This window comes from Mycobacterium sp. DHQP2018-32-09, from assembly GCF_058148405.1.
Genome location: NZ_JBYVYK010000151.1, coordinates 1 through 438 on the forward strand (window position 1 = coordinate 1; position 438 = coordinate 438).

Annotated in this window: 1 protein-coding gene; it reads right to left on the reverse strand. The window is 60.3% G+C overall.

What is annotated here, in order from left to right; all coding sequences use genetic code 11:
• Nucleotides 1-9: 9 nt before the first annotated feature.
• Nucleotides 10-438 (reverse strand): FAD-binding domain-containing protein (locus tag AC30CM_RS27105; protein WP_490119993.1); only part of this gene is annotated, 429 nt, incomplete at its 5' end.

Here is a 438-nt window from a genome sequence, read left to right on the forward strand (position 1 = left end):
GCTGAATAACTAGTGGTCTTGCCTGGACCGGTAACGGTGCAGTGCGATGTTTCTTTCCTCTGCGTGATCGACGATGGTGGTCGGGTATCCGCGCGTATGGCCGTCGGGGCATTTCCAGGGTGTAATAGCCGAGGCCCCGGACAGGTGCCGCAGTTCCGGGATGTACTTGCGGATGTAGTCGCCGTTGGGGTCGAACTTTTGTGCCTGAGTCGTGGGGTTGAAAACCCGGAAGTACGGCGCCGCGTCGGTGCCTGTTCCCGCGACCCACTGCCAGCCGTGCGTGTTGGATGCGCTGTCGGCGTCGATGAGGTGGTTCATGAAGTGCCTGGCTCCGTGTGGCCACCAAATATGGAGATCCTTGGTCAAGAAGCTCGCGGTGACCATCCGAACTCGGTTATGCATCCACCCTTCGGCAAGCAGTTGCCGCATGCCGGCATC